Source organism: Chitinophaga pendula, assembly GCF_020386615.1.
GTDB classification, from domain to species: Bacteria; Bacteroidota; Bacteroidia; order Chitinophagales; family Chitinophagaceae; genus Chitinophaga; species Chitinophaga pendula.
In genome coordinates this window covers 5,357,963-5,384,622 of sequence record NZ_CP077769.1, presented here as the reverse complement: position 1 = coordinate 5,384,622, position 26,660 = coordinate 5,357,963, and the positions used below count along the sequence as shown (strand labels likewise).

Here is a 26,660-nt window from a genome sequence, read left to right as displayed (position 1 = left end):
AAGTTTGCGGGGCTTACTGAAAAAAATGCAGGTCATTTTTTTTTGCTGGTGCGCGCTTGCCGGTTACCTCAATGCCAAATTTATTCTTTATCCACTCTGGATCGATATCCATGTGTGGCAGCAAATCAATTATCATTTTCCAGAGTTTCTCTATATCCTCTTCGGCTACGTATTCGAGTTGCAACCCTTCGGGTAGTACTCCAATAAGGAAAAGCGAAGGAAGAACGGTTTCATTCCATAGCGTTTCGCACATCCTTTTATCGGCAGCTACCAGTTTGTCTAGTATCTTTATGCTGCTGTTCTCCTTGCTTTCATTGCCATGTTTTGTATCCTGACCAATCACAGCGCCAGAGAACAACAGGGACATTTCATTGTTACAAACCCGGATCAGGTTGTTGTATACATCCCCCGTAGTCGTTACTCCTTGTGCAAATTCGAATTCTTCTTCTTCGTCAATTATGAACCACGCAGCGGCGCCCATATCCTGCATCATTTGTTCCGCACGCTGTAACATGGCGGGGTCTTGCGTGTTGGTTTTCATCACCCGGGGTGGGATACCATAAATTTCACAGAGCTCCGACCAACAGGAGATTGAAAAACGTTTCATCAGCACATGTGGTACTGCCTTATTGAGTAGTCCTAAGTCGTCGGGGCTTCCTAGTTCTACCAGCCAATTGCCATATTCTTTCATTTCGCGATACTCTATGTAGTTCGAGTTGTCGCTGTCCGGATACCACCTGCCCTGATCAGGCACCACATTCTCCCGGTTAAGCAAATCTACTTTTAGCTTGCCGTTTTTGTCTATTGAAAATTCAAGGAGTGAATTACCACAGGCAATAGTGTCCCACATGTGCCCAGCAATATCCTGTTGCCATTTGGATTTCATTACCTGTAAGGTGGTATCCAAATCAATTTTTCCGTTGCTGTCTTTTATTACAAACGGTGCGCCTACTGTTTGTAATCTTCGGTTTGATATCTGAGAGGTCAGATGCGCATCTTTCAGGATGTCTTTAAAAAGGCGGTGCAACCGTGTACGCTTGGGCATCTGCACGTTATAGGCTGCCTGTTCGGCAGCCTTCCAGGTAGCAATATCTTGGCGGGTAATGGATATCGACTTTTTTACCAAAGTAGGTGCATATTGCGGATCGCGTTGTTTGAGTTTTTTTGCCCCAGCAGTCGCCGCCAATTGCTTATTGTTTACAGTTTTGCTTTTCATATTTTTGATGACTTTACTCGTGATTAAATTTTGGACGACTGCCAGCCCTGAAAGTTTTCTTAATGCTTTCGGGATTGTTAGGATCGACTTTTACTAAAGGCAGATCAGGGGTTATGCTGGGCTTTCCGGCGTATTTGCCAGTACTGGATACTTTTTCCAGCCAGTCTATTGCGCGGTCATAACGTGCCTTAATATCATCATTTATGATATCCACATTGGCAATACGGCATATGTACCAGACCGCCATAGATTTGCAAAGTTCCAGGATCAGTGCGTTGCGGTCTGCGCCGGTGGCAGAAAAAATCGCCTTTACATCATAACGTGGCCTTCCGTCATCAAACCGTTTCTGATTACTTGGATTTAAATAAGATTTCATCTCTTCGATTGCCGCATTGATGCCTAGTTGTGAGATATCCGGTTTTGATTCGGTAATGGCGTTTAACTGATACTCATATATGGCGGTCGAAAGTTCATCTACATTAAGAAACATAAGGATTAGTATTTGCGTGAATTAATACGGCCAACCCTATATTGGCCTTTCTTATTTCTGCCCCTTTTATGCAGTTTTGATAATGCTCCGTTAAATGCATCGGGGCCATCTATTGGGGCCTCGTTGCCCTTTTCAAATGAAAGGAATTGTTCAACTAATTCAATCTGATCGGGGTTGTAACGTTCTGCTTCGTTTAACCACACGTCGCGCCTTTCAAAATATGGTTGATCGGCCTCTATACGTTCGTACTTATCACCCTTAGGGCTTTTATCTGCGGTGATGGGTATGATATACTTTCGTTGCTTGCCAACATTATCAAAGTCCTCAATAAAATCATCCATTGAAAAAAAACCTTCCAGTCGGTAGCGGATAAATGGGAATCTGTGCAGTTCGTAACGTTCATAGAGATCATACAACCATTCAGCGATAACCGTCCTTTTGGATTGCCGTAAGAAAACGTGCAGCACATGTATTTCCTTTCCTGTCAATCCTAATGCTACTATGGATTTGAAACAAGCCGCCTTTTTATACGACAGGTCACCATAAAATTCAATAGCATCATATTCATTGTATCTTAGAATAGGTTTCCATTGCATATCTTCCATAGCGAATACAGTTCCGTCCTGTATGTGTATGTGCATGTATTCCCGCTGAAAGGAACGGGAGGGAGTATTGCGGTATTTATTACGCCAGTACTGCGAAGATGTTTTTTCCGGCCATTCAGGTTCAAAGGTGATAAGGTCTTTAACCGCCTTTACTTTTAATATCTTATGTACCGGCTCTACGCCGTCGTCAGCAGATCGTTGTATAAGCGTCTTAAACTGTTGTTCCAGCCGGTTAGTAATCGAATTTTTATGAAAGTTATTGTTACAATAAACAAAACGTTTAACGCTGTTCTCTGCTTCATCAAAGCAACCCCATACGTCCTCCATGATCCATTCTACACCGGCCTTCATCAACTCATTGTTGTTGACATGACGTTTGTTGTCAATATCATCAATTGCAATGTAGTCCGGCCTGTCGGCTCCTTCACTTAATCCGCGCACGTTCTGCCCGTAACCAACTGCAATGAATCGACCACCAAAAGCGGTCATAAAATCGCCCTCTGCCCAATCTCCGCTTTTTATTTGGTGGCCATAGTCATTAATGATTCGCGGATTGCGGGCAAGCTGCGCCTGTAGTCCGGATAGCAAACGGTTTGCTTTGCTTTGTGTTTCACCAATCAGCAGCATCATTTTTAGCCTGCCAGTTAAATGCAGAAACAGCGGTACGCCAACAACGGCATGGACAGATTTAGCACCAGACCGGTATATCTCTAACATTTGAAATATCTCCGTATTGTCAATAATGGCGTTTGCAAACTCCTTATGAAACCAAGCGCATTTGTTCTTTGCATAAACTTTTAAATAGTATTCAAACCACTTTATATAGTCGCTCTCTAAGTCTTCAATGCGTGCCTGCTTTTGCTCAGGGGTTTCGTCTATGTCTATGGCTGCTGATTTCTCAATCCTAATGCAATGCTCTTCATAGTTTTTAAGATGCTTTATCAGTTTAACATTTATGTCTAGTGTTTCCATGCTAACTATTTATTTGATTCAATTTTTGCCCGGTGTAGGATGAATTTTTTATGCCATTCGAGGAACGATATGGCGGTTTGATGATCCTGCATGCGCATCCAGTTGTCGAACTCTTTAAATACGCTTATCACCACATTTAGCATGACGGTTCCGTCCATTGTGGTAATTACCTTGGACACCTGCGACAATGCGTTTGTATCCACTTTGGGCTTGTTGCCTGCCGCAATGCTGGATAGTTCCTTCAGTAGTATAGATCGTATCTTGTGCGGAGCGGCTAAGTTTTCTTCTCGCCGTTTGTCCCACTCCATTTTACCACGCCATACCGATAATGTTCTTTCGGGAATGTCAATTGTTTCAGAAATGGCTTTACAGCTGTCCATCTCTTCTATGAACATGTATTCTGCCGTATCATACAATTTGTGTTTAGGCTTCTTGGTCATTTTCTAACTATGTTTTTGCTGATGCAAAAATGTAATTGTTACCAGAGATTAAAAACTAACTATACTTATCTATTAGGTAAACATTAAACAGTTTTACATAACTCCTGTAACCTAATACAGCGGCTTGTTTGATATGTTTTTAGTGCTGATGTTTGCACTACAAAAAAACTGATATGGCATTCGTATTCAATGATGAAAATGTTGTGAATAGTTATGGGTTCATACTGGTAAATGCAGGGGGTGATTTTAGCCGGTTTAAAACCAATCCGGTGATGTTCTACAACCACGATATTGATGAAGTAATAGGCAGGTGGGGGGGCTTAAAATATGTCGGTTCGCAGATTATAGCAGACGAAGAGTTTGACGAGGCAGACCCCACCGGTGCAAAGGTAAAGGGTAAGGTAGATCGCGGATATCTAAAGGGCTGTAGCATGGGTGTAATCATCAAAGGGGGCGAATACCGACAAACTCCGAGCGGTGATATGGTACTACACATCACCGAATGGGAGTGGTTGGAAACCAGTATCACCGGCAATCCGTCTAATTCCGGGACTTTACGGTTATATACGTTGGACGGTAAGCAGATTATGGGACAGGATAACATACAGCTAAACATAAATTCTTTAATAAAAAATAAACACCAAATAGAAATGGAAACAACAACAATAGTGCTAAGTGCTGACGCCTTAGTGGTGTTAAGCCTGGAAAGGACTGCAACCGGCAAAGACATATCTGCTGCTGTGATGGAGTTGTCCGCAAAGCTGACCAAATCAGAAACGCGGTTAAACCAGATTCTGAAAAAGCGTGCGGAGGATTTAGTTAACCCAGCCATTGGCAGCGGACAGTTAACAGCAGACAAAAAGGAGGCACTTATCAAATTGGCGGTCGATGATTATGATGAAGCAGTCGCACTGATTGCGCTGTATCCCACTAAAAAAAGCCTCGCCGCCACTGAGGTGAAAAACGCCAGTGGACCAAGCGGCCGTGATGATTGGGGGTATATGAAATGGCTTAAAGAAGACCCCAAAGGTTTGCAGGAGATGGAAGCAAAAGACCCACAACAGTTTGCCGCCTTAAAGGCAGGTTACAAAAGACGTTAATAGCGAACTCAGACATTGTTTAAATAGGTTTTGAAACAAAAAAAAATAGGATGAAAAAGCAATTATCAGTAAATAATCTTCTCTACAATATTGTAGCTGCTGTACTACTGTGTGCGGTGGCGGGCTTCCCCCTGGTGTTCGGCGTCTTCGTTGCGATCGTGGCTGGCACAATACTAAGTTATGTTAAACTCCCCAATGGTGCATTATTTGAGGGGGTGCAGAAAGAAATATGGACAGATATCCTGTTAGAAAAATTCTATCCGGATACCAGTTTTATGAACGAAGCACGCAACCTGGACTCACTGGTGGAATACAACACCATTAACTTAGCGGATGCAGGCGCTGATCCGGATGTACTGGTAGATAATAGTTCCTACCCAATTTCCACTAGTTCCCGAACAGATGCCCCTATTCAGTTGCCACTGCGCACCCTGGATACTACCAGCACTGTACACCGCAACATAGAAAAGAAGGAAAGTTCCTACGACAAAATGTCTTCTATTATTTACGGGCATAGGATGGCCTTACAAACAAAGGCCGGTCAGCTGGCAGCATGGAACTATGCACCGGCGAAAGATACCAAATTCACCCCGGTGTTGAAGACTACTGGCAAACCTCGCAATGGATTTGCTACCTGTAGTTTCGATGATATTTTTGACCTGGAGGCGCGGCAAAATGAAGTCGACGCGCCGCAGGATGGCCGTATCCTGGTGCTGACACCAACGCATCAAAGGGATTTAAAAAGCGAGGATTCCAGAATGTTTAAAGAGATGATTTCAAGCGGAAGGATCGGCACGTTTAAATTATACTCCTTCTCTTCTACGCCGAAATACGATGCTACTACCGGGTTAAAATTACCATTTGGCGCAGCGGCTGGCGCAAATGATACCGTAGCTTCTTTCGCATTTCACAAGGATGAAGTTATGCGCGCGATGGGAACAGTAGAGATGTTTGCCAAATACTCCGATCCGGACCAGAAGGGAGACGTGATGAACTTCCAGATGCGCTTTGTAGCCCTGGCGTTAAGAAACAAAACCATATCTGCCATATACTCCGCGAAAGCCTAAGTAAAAAAAACCGTGTGATACTAGTAAGGCCGGACAATACAATCCGGTATTGTCCGGCTCTTTCAATTTAAACAATATGGGAAAATTAAGTATAGCCACCTTGGCGCTAGCAGTAAAACAGATCGGTGTAGCAGAGGTGCCGCGCGGTTCCAACAGCGGGCCAGAAGTAAATATATACCTAAAGTCGGTGGGTTTAAGTCCTGGCTACGCGTGGTGTATGGCTTTTGTGTACTACTGTGTAGACACAGCCGCCAAATCCTTATCTATTGCTAATCCCCTGGTAAAAACCGGCGGCGTGTTACGACAATGGAATGAAAACCGAAAACTAAAAACTTTACCCGCCACGATCGCGGGCCTACAACAAGTTCAAGCCGGTGACATTTTCATAATGGACTTTGGCGGAGGCAATGGTCATACTGGCTTTGTAGAAAGTGTTGATGTCGCGTCCAGGTGCATTAACACGATTGAGGGCAACAGTAATGCTGCTGGAAGCAGGGAGGGATATAAGGTGATCCGTCGCAGTAGGCAGCTAACATCGATAAAAGGTTTCTTACAACTAACAACCATATGAATGAATTTATATATTCTACGATCTCCGCTGTCATTGCCGCTTTTACGGCCTGGGTACTGGCCTATAAAAAAAATAGAACCGAGGTAGAACGGTCTGAGATTGACAACCTGGAAAAAGTATCTGAGGTCTGGCAACGCAATGCAGACGGGATGAAACTTCTTATTAGCGACCTGCTTAACGCTACGGCTGAACTGCGAAAAGAAAACCTGTCACTAAAAGAAACGGTTTACAAGCTGGAAATGGAGGTTTCGCAACTGAAGGCACAAAACACAAAACTTTATAACAAGCTAAACGAAATTAAATCGTATGCGGATACAAATGGGAATAGCACTGCTGTTCATATCGATAACGACAACACAGTGCGTAAGCAGTCGGAAGATAGTGCCGCCGTTAGCTGATACGGCGCGTGTAGATGTTGCCATCGAAAAAACAGAAACCTTACGTGACACCGTGATCGTGCGTGATGCAGATAGTTCGCTGATAGCGGCACTGATCGCCTGTGATAGTATGGGCAACGCTTACTTTAAGCAAATTTTAGACTATCAATCCGGTAAACTCCTGTTGCCTCCGGACTTGCAATTGTCGGGCGGTAAGCTAACGGTAAAGGCAAAATCAAAAAATGATAGTACACGGGTGTCTGTAAAGGACACTTACAAAACAAAGTATGTTACTGTCACCAAGACGTTGCCGCCTGTTGTTACCAATAAACTAACGTGGTGGCAACAAACACAGATCGTACTTTCTCGCCTGTTGTTAGCTGCGATCGGTGCCTATTTCCTAATAAAAAAATTATTCTGACATGCAAAAAAAAGATACTGAGCAGGTAGTGCAACTGCCTGGGACCGCTACCGAACCTGTTACTGGACAGCAAACAGACACGAAAGAAAATGTTGTGCAGCCTTCCGGTAGCGAGTCGCAAAGCACCGAAACTGCTGAAGAGCAAAGCGATTATGAAGCATTGTTACGAATGCAGCTGTTACACGGAAGGCTTGTCGAGTTATTTGCTCGTCACGCTAATGATATGATTTACGCGACAGCAGATGCGCAATTGTTCTTTAATCTGAGCGATGCCAATATGCATGCAGCATCATTAACGGATAATCAAGTGCTGCCGATTAACAGAAGTGATATCGAAGATTGATCACCGACAATAAAGCAAACATGTTACCAAGGATTAAAATAATATATGAAAATGGCGCAATAGGCGCAGCCGTGCCCAGCCCTGATGGGCTGTTAGGTATTGTCTGTACGGCGGTGGCGGTGCCTGATAAATTCAGTCTGGTCACCCCTTATTTACTCCGGTCTTTTGATGGCCTGTCACTGCTGGGTATAACGGTTGCTAACAATCCAGCTTTGCATAAGCTGCTACGGGAGTTTTACGCAGAAGCAGGAGACGGTACCGAAGTGTGGATATATGGTGTGCCCAACACGGTGAACATGACAGACATGTTAGACGTGACCAAAGCAAATGCCCGGGCACTGATGGAGGCGGCACGCGGTAATCTGCGCGGATTAATTGTCTCTTACTTACCGGCAGAGGGTTATACGCCGGTTATTGTAGATGGGTTGGACGGGGATGTTTACACCGCGATGGCCAAGGGACAGGAGTTGGCTAAATGGTCGGCAGAAACCAAATACGCGCCCGTCTTTGTCATCATTGAAGGTCGCGGTTACAGCGGCAGTGTTATTGCCTTAAAAGACCTGTCAACAGCCGCTAATAATTCGGTAGGTATCTTGATCGGTGACACGGTTAAAAACTCCGGTGGCGCAGCTATGGGTTTGCTTGCCGGGCGTATTGCCAAAGTGCCGGTACATAGAAATATTGGCCGGGTAAGAGATGGAGCCATCGCTACTACTACTGCCTTTATTAAAGATACCATTGTAGAACTGGCAGACATAGAAAGCATCCATAATAAAGGCTATATCACCCTGCGATCTTATGCCGGTCGTTCGGGCTACTTTTTTACCGATGACCCACTCGCTACAGGCCCGACCGATGACTACAAGTACTTAGCACGCAGGCGTACAATAGACAAGGCTTATCGCATTGCATACGATACATTGTTGGAGGAACTGTTATCAGAAATTCCTGTTACGGATAGTGGACAGTTACAACCGATAATTGTTAAAACGTGGCAGGGCCGCGTCGAACGCGCAATAGCTACGGCGATGACAGCTAATGGGGAACTGAGCGCCGATGTAACTGATCCTAACGACCGGGGCGTAATATGCGTGATCGATGAACAACAAAACGTAGTGTCCACCTCCCGTATCGTTGTGCAACTGCGCGTACGACCATTTGGATATGCCCGGTATGTGGATGTGTTGTTAGGATTTACTACTACTAACGTTTAAAAATAATGTAGCATGGAAAAAACATTTGATTCCAGGGAGTATGAATGGGCTGATCTGACGCTGATGCTTGGCACCCGTGACGTGACCGGCTTTCGGGGCATCACTTACACTGAAAAAGTAGAGCGTGAATTAATCTACGGCAAAGGAGCCTACCCGCATTCTATCCAGTCCGGCAACATCTCCTATGAAGGAGAGTTAACACTATTACAAAGCGAATATGAAGCCCTTGTTAAAGCGGGTAAGGGATCGGTTATGTCTTTGACACTGGACGCTAACCTATCCTACGGAAACCCCGTAAAGGGCGACCCTATGACAACTGATAGAATCGTTGGCCTGCGCTTTACCGAAAGCAAAAAGGAATTCAAGCAGGGAGATAAGTATATGGAGATATCACTGCCATTTATATTCCTTAGACTCAGTGGTCAGGTGAGATAGTTTTTAAACAATTTTTAACCGTTTTCAAAACAATTTACAAGATGACAAATATAGATCAAGCACAAATTGACGCATGGAAGGCCGAGTATGAGGAAGTCTGGCGACTCACCGTAGCAGGTAAAGTAGGCTTTCTGAAAATGCCTACCAGGAAGATACTTAGCTATGCTTATGTAGCCGCGAAAACAGATCCTTTTAAGTTTCCCGAAACGATCATAAATGAGTGTTGGATAGCAGGGGATGAAGAGTTGAAAACAAATGACAAACTGCTCATGTCTGCATCTGCTCATGTAGAAAAGATGGTCCAGATGGAGGAGGCTGAACTGGTAAAGTTGTAGAGGCTGCGGAAGTCGATCCCGGTGATTTTATCAGGATCGGTAGCGCCATGATACGGTACTACTTGCACCTGGACCCCGACAGCCTCACCGACATCGAATGGGCGATGCGCCTACAGGAATTAAAATACATCAGGACACAGACTACTAAACCGAAATAAAGTGGGAAACACTTTTAACTACATACTTAACTTTCTTTTTAAGGATAACAAAGTATTCGCTTCGATAGAAAAGATCGAACAGCAGATTAATGCTGCGGGTAAATCTGCCTTTAAATTCGGCAAAACTATCCATGATGTATTTAACGGCTTGCGCAATCAGATCAATACCATACATACCAGTGCGATACTGGATCAGCTGGACCGGGTGGCAGACGGTCTAGCTAATTTATCTACTCCGGGTTTGGAATTTACCACCTCGATGGCCGATTTGCAGGCTATTACAGGACTGACGGGAGATAAGTTAAAACAGATAGGAGACAATGCCCGTGCGGCTGGTATTGAATTCGGCGGTGGTGCGGCCCAAGGTGTAGAGGCATATAAACTAATCCTGTCTAAACTAGGGCCTGATATTGCCAATACTCCCGCCGCCTTGGACAAAATGGGTAACTCTGTTAATGTTTTAAGTAAGACTATGGGAGGCGATGCTGTCGCCGCAACAGAGACGCTTACAACGGCGATGAATCAGTTTCAGGTATCGACAGATGATCCTATGAAAGCAGCGGCTGAAATGGCCAATATGATGAATATCATGGCCGCTGCTGCGAAAGAAGGTTCCGCCGAACTGCCACAGATTAAACAAGCGTTGGAGCAGTCCGGACTTTCGGCAAAGATGGCGGGGGTGTCTTTTGCCGAAGTTAACAGTGCTATACAGGTGTTGGACAAGGCAGGCAAGCAAGGCGCAGAAGGCGGTGTAGCGATCCGTAACGTCCTGGCAGTGCTATCTGAAGGGAGGTTTTTGCCCAAGCAAACCAGGGAAGCACTAGAGGGGGTTGGCATAGACATAAACAAACTGGCAGATAAATCCCTCACCTTTTCGGATCGTCTTAAAATACTTAAACCGGTAATGGGCGATACGGCGCTGATCACAAAACTGTTTGGAAAGGAAAACAGTAATGCAGCGCTGGCATTACTAAGCGGTACTGATGTAATCGATCAGTATACCAAAGCGATTACGGGCACCAATACCGCATACGAACAGGCAGCTATCGTAATGGATAGCCCCGCAGAAAAAATGAAGCGGATGCAGGCCCGTATCGATGATATGAAGATCGGCATGTTTGAGTTAACAGGTGGATACATGGCCTATGCAACAGTGGCAGGACAGACCGCCCGTGATATTGGTGGCCTTATACCGCTGTTCTCTGCGCTTACCGGTGTTATCACTACGCTAACATCCGCAGAAAAACTAAAAGCGTTTTGGGACGGCGTGGTGACTAATACTACGGCGGCGTGGACGGTAGCACAAAATATATTGAATGCTGCATTTTGGGCTAACCCTATCACCTGGATTGTAGCCGGGATTATCGCACTGATCGCAACAATCGCCATCGCAGTGAACAAGGTGGAAGGCTGGGGGCAGGCATGGCAAAAATTTATGGAATTAATGAAATATCAATTTGCCGGTGCAAAGGCATTTCTTACGCTGGCATGGCTGGGATACCAGGAGATTTTTTTACAGGGTATTGAATTGTTGGAAAAGGCATGGTATCGGTTGTCCGCCCTGTGGGATAAAGACAGTGCAAGGGCAGGGCTTGAAAAAATAGCGAGTGCGCAGAACGAGCGGGCAGCAGCCATCGCCAAAGCCCGCAATGATGTTATAGACAACGGTAACAAATCGCTGGAAGCCGTTAGGGCTATCGGCAAGTCCCTAAAATGGAAAACGGGCAAAGATGCCGGAGCCAGTGAAAAAGGCACAGGTATTACCTTGCCTAAAATACCCGGCATGTCACCAGCGTCCGCAAGTTCAGGCGGTGCCGGTGTCTCCGGGTCAAGTGCAAAAGGCAAAGGCAAATCTGTAAATGATGCCATCGCTACCGGTGGGACAAAAACCACCAATGTTACCCTAAATATTGGTAAGCTGATAGAAAGCGTATACTTCAACAAGGGCGACAACCAGGCTAACACATCCGCCATGCAGGAGGAAATTATACAAGGGGTAATCAGGGCTTTGAACATGGCACAATCACAAGCAAGCGACTAAGATGCAAACCAATCGTTTTATACTGGAAAATTTATTGCTGAATCGCGCCGGGCTACCGGTGCTACCTCCTTACAAACCGGGCACGGTGGCCCAGCCTAATAACGGACAGGCTTACCAGTACGGAGAGATTGCGGCCATGTCTGACCAGCAGTTACAGCAGGCCATAGTCGCCAACGCTAACGGCATACCGATGTTTATGCCACTGTCTATAAAGTTGGCCAGTGAACCGGATAGTAGCTACTGGACTTTCCCGTGTGAACCTATTATTAGTCTGAATGGGAAAAACGTAGTAGTTAGGCGTAGCGTGGCAAAATCAGAAAAGCGAGGCACTGTAAAAGAGCGTTGGTCGCACGATGATTACACCATCAGTATTCAGGGTGTGATCATTAATTACAAAAATGAAAAGGTCTACCCACGTGAAGAGGTAAACAGGTTACGCATGTATATGGAGGCAAGGGAAGCCATTAGTGTAAAATGTGAATTGTTAGAAATATTTGGTATCAATCAGATGGCCATCGAAACATTTGATATTCCTTTTACCAAAGGCGAATATGTACAGGGCTACAGTATAACTGCTTATAGTGATGATGCCCCGCAGCTGCTTATAAAATTGGATAACTATGTATAGAATGAACTGGAAGGTGGTAGTAGGCAGTTTCAAATTGGGATTGGTCGCCAGCATTGAAATACATAAATCTGTCGATCTGCTTGCAGATACCGCACAAATTGTACTGCCGGGCACCGCCTATAACCGTGTACTTTCTGAATTAGAAAATACTTTTCGCAGGGGCCAACCTGTTAGCATCTACTTAGGGTACGATGATCAGCTCAGGCAGGAGTTTTCCGGATATGTGCAGAGTATTGCTACAGACGACGGCAGTATTAAATTGAACTTGGAAGATGAAATATACGTCACCCGTGTGGCGGTGGCAGACAAGGAGTTTAAGAATGTGTATATAAAACAGGTGTTGGAATATCTTACCGATAGTATAAAAACGAGTTTGGGAATAGATATACAAATTAACTGTACACATACGCTACGCTATGACAAATTTGTAATCTCCAAGGCCACCGCCTTTGATGTGTTAAAGAAGTTGCAGGAGGAAGCCAAGGCCAATGTGTACATGAAAGGTAACGTACTGCATTTTCATCTTCCTTATGAGGAACTTTTTGGTAAACAATACTATGATTTCGCTCACAATATTGAGAAGGCGGAACTATCCTTTAAACAGGCAGCAGACCGGCGTTTTGAAGTAGAGGTAGAAGGCATAACGCGTAACGGAAAAAATGTAAAGGTGATCGTAGGGACAACAGGTGGCGACAAAAGGAGTATAAAGATATACGGCGTGAGTGATCCCGATACCCTACGTAAACGTGGTGAGGCAGAACTCAAAACGCTGGTATATGACGGCTATGAAGGAAGTATCACAACATGGCTTCTACCTTATGTAGAACCGGCGTGGGCGGCCTCTATTCACGACAGTGATTATGAGTACAAAACGGGGTGGTATTATGTGACCGCTGTTACTACTACCTTTTCTGAAGCTGGGGCGGTAAGGGCTGTACAGCTTGGGATTAAACTAAGCGAAACTAAACTACGGCAAAATGGATAAGTACGCCAGACTGGCTAATCTGCTAAAAAGCAACCAGCAGACAGGCACTAACATCTTTACAGCGGCAGTAATAAGTGTACAGGGAGAAAGCTGCACGGTCGATGTTTCGGGCACTGTGGTATCTGATGTAAGATTGAAAGCCACTGTGAACGAAGCGGCCAACAGGCTGTTGATAGTTCCCGTAGTAGGCAGTTATGTATTGGTAGCCTCCCTTAGCGGCGATATGCGTGATCTGGCGGTAATTAGTGTCGATGAGGTGGAGCAGATTAATTTTACCGGTAAAAATATAAATATTGAGATCAACGACACTACTGGAAAGATTGACCTACATAATAAATCCGTGGGGCTTACTGGATTAATAGATAGCCTGTTTGACCTGTTGAAACAAAACTATCGGTTAGCGACCAGCACCGGCCCAACGGGTACACCATTGCCGGATAGCATTACTGCACTAAATAAACTGCAAACAGATTTTAAAAGGATTTTAAAATAGCCAGTATGCCACTTGACAAACTTGCATTGCGCAATACGATCGCCAAATTATTAACCGATATGTTAAGCAGATCGGAAACATCTATCGACGAATTTGCAGACCGTTTAGGTGATGCTGTAGATGTGTATGTTAAGAGTGCAGAGATAGAGTATGTCGGGGGACTGACGGCACCAAACGGCCCAGTAACAGGAAAGTTTAACGGAAAACTAAAGTAATGAAATCAATTGGTATCCAACTTAACGAACATGATTTGACGCTAAAATTATCCCCCATCCGCGACAGTGAAGGTATTATTATTAGAGGGCTGACGGTAGGCGATGTTACCCGGCAGAACATTGGGTTACTGCTGATCTGTCATCCTGGTGAACTAGAAAACCCATTTGCCGGGATTGGATTGTCTGACATCGCTTTAGACATCGATCTGTTAGCGTGGCGGCATAAGATACGAGAACAGTTACAAGCGGAAGGGCTAACAGTGGGATCACTTGCATTTGCTAACAACAATGAATTATTTATAGATGCAGAGTATCGTTAAAAATAATCAATGTTTGCTTGATATTGCCTTGCAGACTATTGGCAGCAAGGAGCAGGTAATGCAAATCGCTGTCCAAAATGAAAACAGCATTACAGACGATCTTTTTATAGGGCAAAAGATTGAACACGGCCAAGTAAACCTAAACAACCGTGTGATTGCACATTTTATTAAAAACGGAATATCGCCCGCTACCGGTAATACTACCGCAGATGATCAGGAAGGGATTGGTGTTTGGAACATTCAAATTGACTTTAAAGTTTCTTAAACAAACATGGCACGTACAGTAACAGCAATTAAAGAGCAATTAACCGGTGTGTTTATCAGTAACGATACTGTTAAACAACTATATGGGCTTGCCGATGGCAAAACATTTTCCGAGCAGTTTTCTATACTCTCCCTGGAGAGTATTATTTTTTATGCGATCGCCTTTGCTATCTCGGTGCTGGAAAACATCATGGATGGCCTTGTCGTTGATGTGAATAACACGATCGCCGAACAAAAACCGCATACTACCAGATGGTACGCACTGAAAGCAAAAGCGTATCAGCATGGATTCGATCTACTGCCTGACAGCGATAAGTACAACAATACCGGTAAGACTGGTGAACAGATAGAAGCAAGCAAAGTAGTAAAGTACAGCGCAGTAATCGAGACTACCACTAACAGTGGAGTAATTGGTTTGCGTATAAAGCTGGCTGCAAGTAATAGCAGGGATTTGTTTCCACTGTCCCCGGAGCAGCTGACAGGGGTACGAGAATATTTTAAGCGGGTTAAAGATGCCGGGGTAATTGTAAAAGTCGATAGTCTGCCCCCTGACCTCCTTACAATGAGTTGGACCGTGTACTATGATCCGCTTATTTTAAATGCCCAGGGTGGCCGCCTGGATGGCTTGGATAGCGAACCGGTACAAAAAGCCATCCGTGAATACTTACAATCCCTACCTTTTAACGGCATATTTGTACTACAATACATCGCCGACGCGGTTGAAGCATTGCCGGGCGTCGTCATATGCAAAATCAACGCCGCTACCGCTACCTATGGTGGGCTAATCGCTACCAATATTGATACGATGTACCTTCCAGATGCCGGATATCTCAGATTTGCAAACGCCACTGACTTAACCATAAAATTCATCCCACAAAGTGTTATCAAGTAATAAAAAACCTGATCAGGTCGACTGGCGTAAACTTATGCGCCTGCTCACGCCTATTGCCCTTCGAGGTAAGGAACTATTTGCTTTCCTGTATGCTGGGGTTTCAGGTATTGCAGCCGCCCATAGCAGGTACTTATACTTTCGTAAAGAAGTGGCCTACAGGCTGGCCATTACTCCACAAGTTTGCTATCTGGAAAAGGCGATTAATGACCGATATGATACCGTGGCACGCAGGATAAAAATTACAGATGGCGTCTCATATCTGCCTGTACCTTTTTTCCTGAAAGCAGAGTTCAAGCCCAGACAGTTTTATACCAAAGCAGAAGCAAAGCAAATCGTATTGTACACGAAAGCAGAAACAGCACTCTTTACGGTAGACTTTATTGTCCTGGTTCCCATCGACGTAACATTTGATCTGCCGGAAATGACCGCCTTTATCACCGCCTACAAACTGGCAGGTAAAACATTTAGGATATACAAAAAGTAAAGACATGGATAGAATAGACTTTTCGCAGCCAGGAGGAATGTATGTCTATCAAGACACACTACAGTTTATGCAGGCTTCCTATGCCACAGTCATAGGCGCTATTACAACCAGCATCGGTAACAACGTTATCATCTCGGGGTGTGAGGACACCGGCAGTAATATTACTGATGGCTGGATCATTTACAACGGTGTTTTATTGCCATTTATAGGCGGTTTAAAGGCACCTTTTATAAGCGCGGACCAACAGGTGACCCCTGAGCAGTTTGACGACAATACACAGAAGCCAGTGTATTACCGGCAGTATCTCCGACTGACTAATACCGGCGATGTAACTTTTGCCAGCCTTGTGAGACTTTCCGGACAACTCGATAATCAGCTTACATTGGTTGCGGTAAGTAAACGAATCAGCGCCATAGAGAAAATGTTGATGCCACTGGTGGGCTATGAAGTCCAGGGACAGAAAGTATATGGCAGTTGGTTATTTTGGGGAAGACCTTCAGGTGAGATACCCGAAGGGTGGGAGCCGGTACCCGATCAGGAATGGAAAGGCCGGGTGCCGGTGGTGCTGGATCAGTCCCAATACGAGTTTAACGAGGTAGGAAAGACCGGCGGTGAAAAATATACTACCCTTAGTGTACTTCAGCTGCCACCACACAGACACTTTATAGAGACGGCGGGGGATGACAGGGTGGATAACAATCCTAACGGATTTATACATGGTAGAAACAACGACGATCCTGGTACCCGCGAAAAAAGACATACCACAGAAGCGGCGGGACAAGGGGAACCACATAACAACCTGCAACCTTACAAAGTCGTTATGTTTATCCGATTCAAAGAAAAATTTAATTAAAAGCAATGGCAAAGCAGACTTTAAACACCTTAAAAAATTGGTTTGTAACATACGCTAAACCTGTACAATCGCAGTTCTGGGATTGGTTGGATAGCTTTCGCCATAAAGACGACAAAATTACCGTCTCTGATCTTAGCAACGAAGTAGTTACCATTCTCAACAACCTTCCATCAACAGAAAGTATTAACCAACTAAACCAGGAAGTACAGAACCATATAAAAAACAAGAACAACCCCCATGAGGTTACCAAGGCTCATCTACAACTGGACAATGTGGATAATACGGCAGACCTTCAAAAACCACTAAGTAATCCTGTCCGCGACCTGTTAACCCAAAAGGCGGATTTGATAGACGGTAAGGTTGCCATTAGCCAACTACCTGCCATCGCGATAACAGATACTTTCGTCGTGGACAGTGAGGCGGATATGCTGGCACTTCCTGCACAACGCGGCGATGTGGCAATTAGAAGTGATCTAAATGCCAGTTTTATACTGGCGGCAGACGATCCGACACAATTAACAAACTGGAAAAGACTCGTGAGTAACGCTGGGGGAACGCCAGGGCTACAAGCAGTTCTTTTATCTGGCAACATCGCAACCTTGCCAATAATAATTAATGGCATAGGAGATTTGTTAACCAGCATCCAACAAGGGTTAGCCTTCGGCTATCTGAAAGAAACAGAAACAGCCATGTTTTTTTCCCGTTCTGTTTCCGGTGCTTTGGCTGGCATGACATTCGTTGCCAAACAGATTGAACTAAATGGTGATGTATATATCAACGGCGTGAATGATCCAACACCCGGAGAAAAATATCTTACTCTCAGTCGCACTGATAGTAAGTTGGTTTTAAAAGAGATGAGTTTACAGGCAGTAACAGCAGCGGGCAACAAGACCAACAAAAAAATTGAAATTGAAGATTTAGACCAAAAGACGGGTAGCGCACCTACTGGCTTGGATATTGCCTCTAACATAAATGCTGGTATTGAAATATCCAATACCCTGAACGGTGATACTGCTAAACTAAATGTAACTGCCGGTACTGCTTATCTGCACTTGCTTTCTCAAAACGCGCATATTGTCAGAGAAGGCGCCCTAAAATTTAATGTGCCTACCGGCGTTGTTACGAACATTCTATATGCAGACGGTCGGATGACAGGCAAAGAAGCCGATAGCGCTACTTGTTTTGCTACACTGTCCCAGGTGGGTGCAATTACTGACAAAGGGATAAAATTATCAGTGCGTGTTATAGTTGGCAGTTATACATTCACCGCTGATGACTACACAGTAATCAATCGCTCAACAACGGGCAATCCTATACTTACTCTACCTGATCCTAAAGACCCGGCGATAAAAGGTAGGATATTTGTTTTAGTGGAAGATGCCGACAATGCTACAAGTAATGCAATGTCCTGGACACCAGCAGTAAAATACAAGGGGGGCAATTACAGTAATTTCAATAACGCGGCCTTATCAGCATTCAAATCTATACAGGTACAAAGCGATGGGGATGTTTACATGGTAATAGGTCTAGCATAGAAAAGGCGGGTAATTACCCGCCTTTTGTTTATGTTGGTTATTTTAGACTTATGAAAGTCCCGAATCTATTCCGGGGTCAATGCTTTTATTACTTCAATTCTCTTGTTTGTAGGCTGTGTTCGGCATTTGATATTATCACTTTCACTGTGCTTGCAATTCCTGCCGTACCGGTATCTTCGTCTGCGTAGTAGTTACGTCGTAAATCCACATTAAAGCCACTCGGTAAATCCCAGAAAAGCATATCAAAGTCCCGAGATTTTAATTCTTCCTCTGAAACATTTAAAGGCTTGCCCAAACCACCGGTTACAGCATCCAGTTTCGCGTCGTCTATCTCGAAAATAATATAAAGAGAGGTTCTACCATTATTGTGTTCAAAGGCGAAAATTTCCTTTATTGGTACACCGAATAGCGACCTATCAGGCTTCAGCAATCCACGGTTAATATGGTAATTAACCAATGGGTGTTGCAAATCATCAATTTCAGTGTGCTTTGGCATACCTGTAACAAACTCCTTAATTTTCCCAGAAAGAATCACATCCTTTAGGTCGTTACGGCTTTGTGCTTGCAATGTTCCCATCAATAAGAGTAATAAAAGTGTTTTCATAATCTAATTACAATTCCTGGAACCGAAGAAGGATCTAACCTCATCTTTAAATCGGATATTTGGGCTTTTTGACCCTGATTGACCACAAGTCCCGCCAATCTTCGCCATTTCTTCATGTACAAGGGTTCTAAAAGCCTCTATTACAATGGCGTCAGCGGGCAGGTATGGTTCGTGGGCGAATTTACGAAAGATTGCGGACTTTGCCTTATCCAGAGCCTCTGCACTCATCACCGCGGCCATTGCCGGTGTAATAACTTTCCCATTGCCATAGGCTGTAGGAAGCCCAAATACAAAGTTGTCAGGGTAAAATTCCTTATCCAAAGTGCCGTACATGCCATAAAACACCCATCTTACCTTAACATTGTGCACGCCAGCCTCCTGCCAAAGAGGGGTAGTAGCAACAAAGTCGAAGCTGGCGCAATCTGTACCTGTACCCTCCGGTTCAGCGGGTTGGTTGGGCTGGTTTGTGCCGCCGCCAGAACCCCCGCCTGGATTAGGATAGTTTCCTGGGTCTGGGTTGTTGCCAGGAATATCCCCGCCGCCGCCGCTATCTCCGCCGCCGCCATAGCAAATATTAGTCTGCACTCCATACTCGCAATACTGCCCCAGCATATCCGCGAGGGGAAAACAAACTGTAGAGGAAGTCTGGAAACACACCCCTTCTTTTTCCGTGGCGGCTGACCGGCCTATGGTGGTGGTTGCTGCATCATAACTGCCGTTTTTGTAAATAAAGCTGCGTAGTATCTTGCCAGACCAGTCGCGCACTATTGTGGCACCATTAAAGGTAGCAACGCCTTCGTGAGCAGTTGCGGGTATGACAGTTACGATTTCGTGTCGCAGGTTACCGTATTTGGTTTTATACACCAGCAAATAGTTATCGCCTTGCACCTCTACGCTTCCCGTTTTGTGGTAACTTTTCATTTTCAGTGGGGCTGCGATAGCGTCACCGATGTTCAGTTTTTTATCATAAGCACTATCCCAATTCGGCTCGCCTATAGGCAGCTTGTTGGCATCTTCCGTTCTTACTCCACCTTTTTTTACCTGGGTTTCAAAGAAGGTGCGGGCGCTTGCCACACTAAGTTTAGAAAGATTTGGCTGGGGGGCTTGGTCTTGTTTTTTACAGCTATGTACAGAGATAGCTAAACTGGCAGCGGCCAGCAGTACGAGCATTTGTCGCATTTAGTAGTTGTTTTTATGGGTTTTAAATTGGGGCTCTATAGTTTTGGGCGTGGTTATGAAGTTGCGAAGATATTAGGAAGTGTCAAAACAAATGTGTGGGCACATAGAATTGCGTATTTATACGTATTGAAAGCAACAGGAACTCCTATTGGATTTTGCGCCTGATGTATTTTATTAACTTAAAAAGCCCCCAGATCATAAGCACAGCCAACGTGAGATTTAATAATATCCACCCTGGTATAGACGCCTTAAAAAGGAAATCGTACATAGTTATGTATGTTTAATGTGAAAGGCGGTAGAAACCGCCTTTCGGTGTTAACACTTGTTTGGCTTTATAGTATTGTAACCCCCAATACCATTTGGCCTAATTGTTAGGACGCCACCGGTGCAAACCGGTGGCCTATGGTTATATTCTTATTGTCTTGATCTGCCAAAGGTGGCCCTATTTAACCATCCTATATAGAATTCAACCGCCTCTGTTATGGCTGGCTCCACAGGCATATTTTTAAGCATCAGCCGTTGTCTACATATGCTTATCCCCTCCTTTATGCTTTCCTTATCTACGCCAGCCTTTGTCAGGGCGTACGTCAGTTCAAACTCTATCTCTTTTCTGGTCAAATACTTGGTAAGCCTTGCGGGCTCAGGTCTTTTTGTTCCCATAGAGGCAAAACTATGGTTAATGGCGTTGGGAAAAAACCTGTATCGGGAGGGGAAAAAAACTCTTTAAAAAGGGGGAAAATCCTGTATCAGAAGTGGAGAAATTTGCTTATAGAGAGGCGCAACGCTTGCCCTAAACTGGGGAAGTAGGGTGTGTTCCCTACAGAGTGTGGTTAGAATGGCATATTTTTAATACGTAACTAAAAGATGCCTAAAATTGGACATTTCGTTTTTAAAATTGGGACATTTCGTTTCCCCGATTATACGATGCTTTTGAAGATCATAGGCGTATAGTTGAATACCACATTGATACCGCATAACTGCTGAAATATAGCCAGCCCGATACCTACCAGCACCGCCGGAAATATTGCCCTCTCCAGCAGCATACCGTAATTCACTTTGGCAGGTGCACCAGCCATCGAACGTTGTATGTCCTGCAACGACTGCTGCGCAAATCGCTCGTCGCCGATCTTCTGCAATACCTGCAACGCTACACCAGGATAACCGTTGACAATCAGCCAACGTGGACTCTCCGGCAACCACCACGCCCCGGCAAAGAATAACAGGGAAGGGATCGCCCCCAATCCAAACATCCATCGCCAGGCATCGTCACCACCATCACGCAGCGCATAGTTCACCAGGTTCGTCACCAGTATACCCGTCACGACGGTGAACTGGTTGATAGCTACCATCCGCCCCCGCAAATGCGCCGGCGAGATCTCCGCGATATACATCGGTGATAACATCGATGCCATACCCACACCGATACCTGCCATAAAACGCGCACCAATAAACAGGTCACGGGTAGGAGAGAAGGACATCGCCAACGACGAAAGACCAAAAATAGTAGCCGCTACCAACAACCCCTGCCGCCGGCCATATCGCTCCGACACATGACCTGCCAACACACACCCGAGAATAGCTCCGAGTGCCAGACTGCCAGTGGCAAAACCCTCCCAGTAAGCATTCAGCCCAAACTGACGCTGCAGGAACGGCAATGCCCCGGATATCACGGCAAAGTCAAAACCAAAAAGATATCCCCCCAAAGCAGATACAAAAGAAATACGGGTGATATAGCTGTTATTATAAACTGTCGAAGACATATAGATCGTTTTAAATAGCCAACAGCTATTATCATTTTAAACCAAATACAAAAACAGTGGTAGATTCGTAAGTAACACCAGGCCTTAATATCGTATCAGGAAAATGTTCGTGATTAGGGCTGTCGGGGAAATACTGCGTCTCCAACGCCACCGCACCGTGCTGCTCATAAGGCTTCCCTTGCTGCCCGCACAACGTACCATCCCACCAGTTAGCAGTATACACCTGCATACCCGGACAACTCGTATACACCGTCAGCTGCCTGCCCGACACACTATCATACAACTCCGCTGCCGCCGATTCCATATGGACAACAGCTGGTTCCAACACAAAGTTGTGATCCAGCCCCCTGTCAGCAGGAAAATCATCCAATACCGCAGACAACAGCCGGGGCGTCCTGAAGTCCAGCGAAGTATCCGCCACCGGCAACACCCGGCCCGTAGGCAGGTTCCGGTCATTCTTTTCTGTATAATGACCGGCACACACATACAACGAATGATCCGTTACCTGCGCCCGCTCAAAACCACTTAAATTAAAATAACTGTGATTCGTCAGGTTGATAGGCGTCCGCTTATCACTGCTCGCTCGATAACGGATCACTAACTCATGCCGCTGATTTAAAGTGTATTGCACCTGTACCCGCACCATACCTGGATACCCTTCCTCCCCGTCCGCACTCACATACTCAAATATCACCCCCGTCTCATCCGACTGCTGGATAAGGCCCCGCAGCATCCATACCTGCTGGTGAAATCCGTGTACCCCACCGTGCAAATGATTGATGCCGTCATTCACCGGCAACTGGTAATGCACCCCATTGATCTGGAACTGCCCCGCACCGATACGGTTCGCATAACGGCCCACCACAGTCCCGAAATAATAAGGATTGTCCTGGTATTGCAGCGGATGTTCAAACCCGGCTACTATGTTCCTGTGCTGCCCCTCCCGGTCAGGCAGATAGATCGCCGTAATAGCACAGCCAAGATTGGTGATGCCGATCCGCATCATCTCATTATGCATAGTAATGTCATATACATCCTTACCGCCCGCTTGACCGCATAACTGCGCCTGGGTAAATAAAGAGGTGTCATTATTGGTAATAGTGGCCATATCGTGATAAGTACAGGTGAATAAATGAACACTAAGCAGTAGCAAGCGCCTGCTCAAAAAAAGGTACCATCTGCTGATGCTCCGCCGCTCCCTGGTGATGTACATCCATCTTCAGCACATCCGATAAATATTGTAATCCCTTCGCTGTATCCCCGAGTCCCAGGTAACCCAATCCACATAAATACTTACAGTGGATCACATTACGCTGGTTGATATCCTGGTCAAATACCAGCATATCCGGCAACGATACGGCAAAGTAATCGATCGTTACTTCATCCTGCAGATGCGCCTCCCCGAATTGTATGAAACGTTTGAATATCGCTTGCGCCCGCTCCACAGCACCTAGTTTCATCCATGCCAGTGCCTGGTAAATAATCTTGTCAGGTTGCGGATCATTATAGTAAATGGCCTGTGCTGGCTCACTGTTGCCGGTAGTCGCCTGGCGGAAATAAGCAGTCGCAGCATCCGCATCTCCCAAGCCCTCATACACACAACCCAACAGATAATAACGGTCATTCTCCGGAGTACCATACAACTTGCCTTCGCCCAGGTGATGCGGATAATGTTCCGTCGCAGATAAATAGACCAGCGCATCCTCATAGGCACCTCGCTGTATCGCCTGTTTGGCAAGCGCCGTATGACAAAGCAGGTATTGCCTGGTCACCTTCCCTTCACCTCCTTCCCAGGGATGGAACTGCCGGCCGGCAAGTAATATCCGCGCATGTTCATATTGACCGAGTTGATTATATAGCGTGATTTGTTCCAGGTAAAGATCATCCCGCTCCTGCACCAACGCAGGGTGCTGCTGTAATAAAGATAATCGCTCCGCCACCGGACGACCGAGTATCTTGTACAACTGATCCAGCTCCATCAATACACGCGCATCCTGTGAGTCAAGCGTAAAAGCTCGCTCCATATGCCGTACCGCCGCTTCCGGCTGCCGCAACTTGTTAAAGCTGGCCAATGCGAGGTTACGGAATACAGTAGGGAAAGTATCACAGAGCGCCGCAGATCGCTCCCAACATTGGATCGCTTCCGGATACTGCCGCTTGTCGTACCAGCAGTTACCAAGCAGGTAATACGCCTGCGCATCAGTAGCACACAAAGCAATAGCCGCCTGAAGGATAAGGATCTCCTCGATCTTATTCGGAAACCAGGTGCCGGCAGCAATCCTGGCAGCTTCCTCGAAATAAATGATAGCCGTATCCTTCGCACCGCGCTGCTGCGCAAACCAGCCACGATAATAACGGGTAGCCGCATGCGCAGGATACGTGGTATCATATACCGCCAGCAACTGATCCGCCTCCTCCCATTGTCCCGCATGCGCATAATCCAGCGACAATTCCAGGTAGTTGTTGACAGCCCCGCGTAAAGTAGTTTTAACAGCGGATAATAAATCATCCGCACCGGCATCATGCGCGGCTACAGCAGATAAATATTGCTCAAACAAACAGCCGGCATTAAAAGGGTCCAACTCCAGCGAAGCATGGATAAATGGCTGACTGTCCCCTGATCGTCCCACCTTGCGCAACAGCATCGCTTTCAGATGACGTACCGTATGACTATGATAATTTTTGATCAAAGCTCGCTCTGCCAAACCCAGCGCGTCCTCCCACTGCCGCTGCCCACAGGCGATCCTCGCTAGCGAAAGAAACCCGTTATGCTGCCAGGCATCATTCCAGGTAGCTTTGTAAAAGGCGTCATAAGCAGCAATATCCTGCCCTTGCAGTCGAAGACACCATCCGAGGTTGTAATAGGGCTCCCCGTCATAAGGATTCGGATTACGCTGCGTCAGCGTCGCAATAGCTGCCCGGAAATAAGGCTCCGCTTGCGCAAACTGCCCCCTGCGCAATAACCATAGCCCCATCGCATTGTTACATCTCACATCACCGGCACTGCGGCGCAACCCTTCCTGGTAATAGTCCGTCGCCGAATAGGTCGCATGACGGTACTGCTCCAGGTGCAACCCGTTCAGAAATAACTCCTCTACAGTAGCTACCTCCGCTGGCAGCAACGCCGGCGTCGCCGCCGCTGGAATGTCCGTAGGCAATGCCTCCTCCGGCTGATATGCAACCAGTAGCTTGCCACTGGCTGTATGTACCGTTACCTTCCAGTCTGAAGTATCACCGCCGGCCTGCGCATAAGTAGTGGTAAACACGCGCGCCGGAGACAGGTCATATTGATAAGCCTGCATGGCCTGGTCATCATGCCATACCCGTATCACCGCCTGCGGATAGTCAGCGGTAACATATACTTTGATATGTAACTGCTCCTGATCCCATTCCATATTCAACATCGCCTGCTTCGTCGCATTCTTGACCACGCCGATCTCCGCATATGGCATGAAGTATTGCACAAATTGTTTCTCTTCATTAGGCTGTAACCAGGAAAAATCAGGCTGGTTATCCGTAAACATACCCGTCATTAACTCGATATAAGGCCCGTCCTCATCCGTCAGATTACGATCCCAGGCTTGCCCGAAATCACTGTTACCCCACGTCCACTGTTTCTTACCGGGCGACTGATGATGATCGGCCACATGCAGCATCCCCGCCTGCGTATCATGCTCGTAACAACCAATAAAGTCATATTTCGAACGGATCGCCATATACGAAGTAGGCACCGGGATATTCGCATACCGCGAAATATCAGTGCCTGGCGCATAATTAACCTTGTAATAAGTGCCGGTAGCAATTGGGAAATCAGATACATCCCGCTTCCCGTGATCAAATACCGCATACACATCCGGTGGGAATACTGATTGATAATGATCATTCACCTTCACCGCCGGGTTCGCCCACCACAAAAACGTCTGTGGAAAAGGTGTACGGTTGAACAATCGCCCGCTGATCTCCAGGTATGCCTTATCAGGATACAGGGTAAATCCAGCCATACCCTTGGTCCGCGTCATGATCTCAATCTCGTTCATCCACACCGTCTTACTACCGTCCGCATTCTCCCGTATCGTACAGTCTACCGGCTCAAACGTCGATGGCCGGTGATGCTGCGGCCAGTTGAATTCTATCCCGCCCGATATCCACGGCCCCGTCAACCCCACCAATGCAGGCTTGATCACCTGGTTATAATAGATGAAATCACGCTGACGTACCTTGTCATACGCCCGCTGAACACGCCCGCCCAATTCTGGCAACAGCATGATCTGTAAATAATCATTCTCCAGGTACACCGCAGTATACTCCTGCATCGTCTGCTCATCCGCTATCTTCTCGATCACAGGATGCGGATACACCACACCACTGCTCCCCTGGTATACCCGCTTCTCAAGAAACATAGGATTCAACTCCGGACTACCGGCCTTGTAAGTAGGAATGGATACTTTCGTCATCCAGGCTTTTACTTCCATCATGTTACATTTAATGATTTATATACACCACGGCCCCCCGCCGCAGACATAGACCGACTTATAAATGGGAATGGTATGGGTGATCATTCTTCATTCAGTGGAATTCGGAAAATATAGCTCAAATCTCGTACTTGAAAGGGGGATAAAGAATAGGTTATCTTATTGTCAAGATGGACTATTTTATGCTTTTT

At 45.9% G+C, this 26,660-nt stretch carries 30 protein-coding genes; 20 read left to right on the top strand and 10 right to left on the bottom strand.

The window, feature by feature from the left end; translation table 11 throughout:
• Positions 1–13: 13 nt before the first annotated feature.
• From KTO58_RS19835 to KTO58_RS19820, 4 genes are read right to left on the bottom strand one after another with little or no spacing between them, the layout of a single operon-like run.
• On the bottom strand, positions 14–1,216 hold the full coding sequence (locus KTO58_RS19835) for a phage portal protein family protein (protein ID WP_095837708.1): 1,203 nt from the start codon (positions 1,214–1,216) through the stop codon (positions 14–16).
• A gap of 13 nt (positions 1,217–1,229) precedes the next feature.
• Positions 1,230–1,706, bottom strand: coding sequence for a phage protein Gp36 family protein (locus KTO58_RS19830; RefSeq protein WP_095837709.1), 477 nt, complete (start codon positions 1,704–1,706; stop codon positions 1,230–1,232).
• Positions 1,707–1,711: 5 nt separating this feature from the next.
• The gene (locus KTO58_RS19825) at positions 1,712–3,283 is read right to left on the bottom strand and encodes a hypothetical protein (RefSeq protein ID WP_095837710.1); all 1,572 of its coding nucleotides are present in this window, start codon (positions 3,281–3,283) and stop codon (positions 1,712–1,714) included.
• Positions 3,284–3,288: 5 nt separating this feature from the next.
• Positions 3,289–3,723, bottom strand: a complete 435-nt coding sequence (locus tag KTO58_RS19820) for a hypothetical protein (protein WP_095837711.1) — start codon at positions 3,721–3,723, stop codon at positions 3,289–3,291.
• Between the two features lie 173 nt (positions 3,724–3,896).
• Here KTO58_RS19820 and KTO58_RS19815 point away from each other — a divergent pair, with 173 nt between their 5' ends.
• From KTO58_RS19815 to KTO58_RS19720, 20 genes are all read left to right on the top strand, one after another.
• Positions 3,897–4,823 carry an HK97 family phage prohead protease gene (locus tag KTO58_RS19815; protein ID WP_095837712.1) on the top strand — a complete coding sequence of 309 codons (927 nt, stop codon included), beginning with the start codon at positions 3,897–3,899 and terminating at the stop codon, positions 4,821–4,823.
• Positions 4,824–4,873: 50 nt separating this feature from the next.
• Positions 4,874–5,890 carry a hypothetical protein gene (locus tag KTO58_RS19810; RefSeq protein ID WP_095837713.1) on the top strand — a complete coding sequence of 339 codons (1,017 nt, stop codon included), beginning with the start codon at positions 4,874–4,876 and terminating at the stop codon, positions 5,888–5,890.
• A 76-nt stretch (positions 5,891–5,966) separates the two neighbouring features.
• A complete protein-coding gene (locus tag KTO58_RS19805) occupies positions 5,967–6,461 on the top strand; it encodes a CHAP domain-containing protein (RefSeq protein WP_095837714.1) in 495 nt (164 codons plus the stop codon).
• A complete protein-coding gene (locus tag KTO58_RS19800) occupies positions 6,458–6,859 on the top strand; it encodes a hypothetical protein (protein ID WP_095837715.1) in 402 nt (133 codons plus the stop codon). Before KTO58_RS19805 ends, KTO58_RS19800 begins: the two co-directional genes overlap by 4 nt.
• On the top strand, positions 6,843–7,259 hold the full coding sequence (locus KTO58_RS19795) for a hypothetical protein (RefSeq protein ID WP_095837716.1): 417 nt from the start codon (positions 6,843–6,845) through the stop codon (positions 7,257–7,259). Before KTO58_RS19800 ends, KTO58_RS19795 begins: the two co-directional genes overlap by 17 nt.
• A 1-nt stretch (position 7,260) precedes the next feature.
• Positions 7,261–7,602 carry a hypothetical protein gene (locus KTO58_RS19790; RefSeq protein ID WP_095837717.1) on the top strand — a complete coding sequence of 114 codons (342 nt, stop codon included), beginning with the start codon at positions 7,261–7,263 and terminating at the stop codon, positions 7,600–7,602.
• A 20-nt stretch (positions 7,603–7,622) separates the two neighbouring features.
• The gene (locus KTO58_RS19785; RefSeq protein ID WP_095841483.1) at positions 7,623–8,816 is read left to right on the top strand and encodes a DUF2586 family protein; all 1,194 of its coding nucleotides are present in this window, start codon (positions 7,623–7,625) and stop codon (positions 8,814–8,816) included.
• 12 nt (positions 8,817–8,828) lie between these two features.
• Positions 8,829–9,251 carry a hypothetical protein gene (locus KTO58_RS19780; RefSeq protein ID WP_095837718.1) on the top strand — a complete coding sequence of 141 codons (423 nt, stop codon included), beginning with the start codon at positions 8,829–8,831 and terminating at the stop codon, positions 9,249–9,251.
• A 41-nt stretch (positions 9,252–9,292) separates the two neighbouring features.
• Complete coding sequence (locus KTO58_RS19775; protein WP_095837719.1) at positions 9,293–9,586, top strand: hypothetical protein; 294 nt, start codon at positions 9,293–9,295, stop codon at positions 9,584–9,586.
• A 159-nt stretch (positions 9,587–9,745) separates the two neighbouring features.
• A complete protein-coding gene (locus KTO58_RS19770) occupies positions 9,746–11,785 on the top strand; it encodes a phage tail tape measure protein (RefSeq protein ID WP_095837720.1) in 2,040 nt (679 codons plus the stop codon).
• A gap of 1 nt (position 11,786) precedes the next feature.
• Entirely contained in the window at positions 11,787–12,413 is a 627-nt protein-coding gene (locus KTO58_RS19765) for a DUF6046 domain-containing protein (RefSeq protein WP_095837721.1), read from the top strand.
• Entirely contained in the window at positions 12,406–13,398 is a 993-nt protein-coding gene (locus KTO58_RS19760) for a hypothetical protein (protein WP_095837722.1), read from the top strand. Before KTO58_RS19765 ends, KTO58_RS19760 begins: the two co-directional genes overlap by 8 nt.
• Positions 13,391–13,891: a hypothetical protein gene (locus KTO58_RS19755; RefSeq protein WP_095837723.1), complete on the top strand. Its 501-nt coding sequence runs from the start codon at positions 13,391–13,393 to the stop codon at positions 13,889–13,891. The genes KTO58_RS19760 and KTO58_RS19755 overlap by 8 nt, the downstream gene beginning before the upstream one ends.
• Positions 13,892–13,896: 5 nt before the next feature.
• Positions 13,897–14,106, top strand: a complete 210-nt coding sequence (locus tag KTO58_RS19750) for a hypothetical protein (RefSeq protein ID WP_095837724.1) — start codon at positions 13,897–13,899, stop codon at positions 14,104–14,106.
• The gene (locus tag KTO58_RS19745) at positions 14,106–14,426 is read left to right on the top strand and encodes a hypothetical protein (RefSeq protein ID WP_095837725.1); all 321 of its coding nucleotides are present in this window, start codon (positions 14,106–14,108) and stop codon (positions 14,424–14,426) included. Before KTO58_RS19750 ends, KTO58_RS19745 begins: the two co-directional genes overlap by 1 nt.
• Entirely contained in the window at positions 14,410–14,691 is a 282-nt protein-coding gene (locus KTO58_RS19740) for a hypothetical protein (RefSeq protein ID WP_095837726.1), read from the top strand. The genes KTO58_RS19745 and KTO58_RS19740 overlap by 17 nt, the downstream gene beginning before the upstream one ends.
• 6 nt (positions 14,692–14,697) lie before the next feature.
• Positions 14,698–15,582 carry a hypothetical protein gene (locus KTO58_RS19735; RefSeq protein WP_095837727.1) on the top strand — a complete coding sequence of 295 codons (885 nt, stop codon included), beginning with the start codon at positions 14,698–14,700 and terminating at the stop codon, positions 15,580–15,582.
• Complete coding sequence (locus KTO58_RS19730; protein WP_095837728.1) at positions 15,569–16,066, top strand: hypothetical protein; 498 nt, start codon at positions 15,569–15,571, stop codon at positions 16,064–16,066. Before KTO58_RS19735 ends, KTO58_RS19730 begins: the two co-directional genes overlap by 14 nt.
• 4 nt (positions 16,067–16,070) lie before the next feature.
• Positions 16,071–16,919 (top strand): phage baseplate protein, encoded by an 849-nt coding sequence (locus KTO58_RS19725; RefSeq protein WP_157752841.1) that lies wholly within the window; start codon positions 16,071–16,073, stop codon positions 16,917–16,919.
• Between the two features lie 5 nt (positions 16,920–16,924).
• Complete coding sequence (locus KTO58_RS19720; protein ID WP_095837730.1) at positions 16,925–18,454, top strand: hypothetical protein; 1,530 nt, start codon at positions 16,925–16,927, stop codon at positions 18,452–18,454.
• Between the two features lie 88 nt (positions 18,455–18,542).
• Here KTO58_RS19720 and KTO58_RS19715 read toward each other — a convergent pair whose 3' ends face one another.
• The 6 genes from KTO58_RS19715 to KTO58_RS19690 form a co-directional block, all read right to left on the bottom strand.
• On the bottom strand, positions 18,543–19,058 hold the full coding sequence (locus KTO58_RS19715) for a hypothetical protein (protein ID WP_095837731.1): 516 nt from the start codon (positions 19,056–19,058) through the stop codon (positions 18,543–18,545).
• A 3-nt stretch (positions 19,059–19,061) separates the two neighbouring features.
• Complete coding sequence (locus KTO58_RS19710; RefSeq protein ID WP_157752842.1) at positions 19,062–20,237, bottom strand: hypothetical protein; 1,176 nt, start codon at positions 20,235–20,237, stop codon at positions 19,062–19,064.
• A gap of 414 nt (positions 20,238–20,651) precedes the next feature.
• Positions 20,652–20,897: a hypothetical protein gene (locus KTO58_RS19705; RefSeq protein ID WP_095837733.1), complete on the bottom strand. Its 246-nt coding sequence runs from the start codon at positions 20,895–20,897 to the stop codon at positions 20,652–20,654.
• A gap of 257 nt (positions 20,898–21,154) precedes the next feature.
• On the bottom strand, positions 21,155–21,997 hold the full coding sequence (locus tag KTO58_RS19700; RefSeq protein WP_095837734.1) for an MFS transporter: 843 nt from the start codon (positions 21,995–21,997) through the stop codon (positions 21,155–21,157).
• A gap of 31 nt (positions 21,998–22,028) precedes the next feature.
• Positions 22,029–23,105 carry an aldose epimerase family protein gene (locus tag KTO58_RS19695; RefSeq protein ID WP_095837735.1) on the bottom strand — a complete coding sequence of 359 codons (1,077 nt, stop codon included), beginning with the start codon at positions 23,103–23,105 and terminating at the stop codon, positions 22,029–22,031.
• 31 nt (positions 23,106–23,136) lie between these two features.
• The gene (locus KTO58_RS19690; protein WP_225859839.1) at positions 23,137–26,472 is read right to left on the bottom strand and encodes a DUF5107 domain-containing protein; all 3,336 of its coding nucleotides are present in this window, start codon (positions 26,470–26,472) and stop codon (positions 23,137–23,139) included.
• Between the last annotated feature and the right edge of the window lie 188 nt (positions 26,473–26,660).